This window comes from Caballeronia sp. M23-90 (genome assembly GCF_053574605.1).
Genome location: NZ_JBSIPA010000849.1, coordinates 1 through 1,112 on the forward strand (window position 1 = coordinate 1; position 1,112 = coordinate 1,112).

General features: G+C 63.1%; 1 protein-coding gene and 1 pseudogene. Both read right to left on the reverse strand.

Translation table 11 applies throughout. The annotated features are described in order from the left end of the window. Nucleotides 1-321, reverse strand: a pseudogene (locus ACRXB1_RS36405) (cobalamin biosynthesis protein CbiG); the annotation flags it as partial. Next, the gene (locus tag ACRXB1_RS36410; RefSeq protein ID WP_062003133.1) at nt 309-1,034 is read right to left on the reverse strand and encodes a precorrin-2 C(20)-methyltransferase; all 726 of its coding nucleotides are present in this window, start codon (nt 1,032-1,034) and stop codon (nt 309-311) included. The pseudogene ACRXB1_RS36405 and the gene ACRXB1_RS36410, both read right to left, overlap by 13 nt. Nucleotides 1,035-1,112 lie beyond the last annotated feature (78 nt).

Consider the following 1,112-nt stretch of genomic DNA (forward strand, 5'->3'; position numbering starts at 1 on the left):
TCCGCCGAGCAGCGGCACGACCGCGCTGCCATCTTCGGCGACGGCAAGCACGGGCGGTTCGACGGTTTTATCGGCTAGAAGGGGAGCCACGCAACGGATCACGATTCCCGCCGCGCACAACGCGACGATCGGCGTGTTGCTCGAATAGAGCTCGCGCAGATGAGCGCTCAATTCAGTGAACGCGACATCGGCTTGCACGCGGTTCGCGAGGCCGTGAATCAAAGCGCCGGGATAACGTCCCCGGATTCGCTGCGCAGTCTGCAATGCGCCCGTACCGAGCACCACGATTGCCGGCGGTTTTGCGTCGATCAACCCCGCCATTTTTCCCCCGGCACGACCAGCAGCGAGAAGTAGGGCGACGCCATAGGATCGACATCCTCCAGCGGCACGATGCGCTGGTTCGCCATGGTCGCGCGTTCGACATAGAGCGCGCGTTTATCGAGTCCGAGGTCTTTCAACACGCGCCGGACCTTGTCGAAGTTGCGGCCGAGTTTCATGATCACGGCGGCGTCGGTGGCGGCAAGCCTGTCACGAAGATCCGCTTCCGGCAGCACGCCCGATAACACCGACAAACTCTGGTTCCGGTACACGAGCGGCACGCCGAGCACGGCGACGCCGCCGAGCATCGAACATACGCCGGGTACGACTTCGGCTTCGAAGCGCTCGGCGAGCCGGTCGTGCAGGTACATGTACGAGCCATAGAAAAACGGATCGCCTTCGCAGATCACGGCGACATCGCGGCCGGCTTCGAGATGATCGGCAATGCGGATGGCGGATTCATCGTAGAAATCGCCGATGATCGTTTCATAGCAAAGCGGCGGTTCGAGCGCTTCGGTCGTCACGGGATACACGAGCGGCATGCGCGTCTGCGTGTCCTTCAAATGCCCTTCGATGATCCCGAACGCGTTGCCCTTCTTGCCTTTCGCCACGAAGTACGCGACCACCGGCGCGGATGTCAGCAAACGCAGCGCCTTCACCGTGATCAGTTCGGGATCGCCCGGACCGACGCCCAGGCCATAGAGACGTCCGCTCATCTATTCAGTCTCCGAAGCCAGCGCGGTGGCGGCGGGCGCAGTGAACGCGCTGGCTTCGAGGTCGGAAGGGCGGCGGGG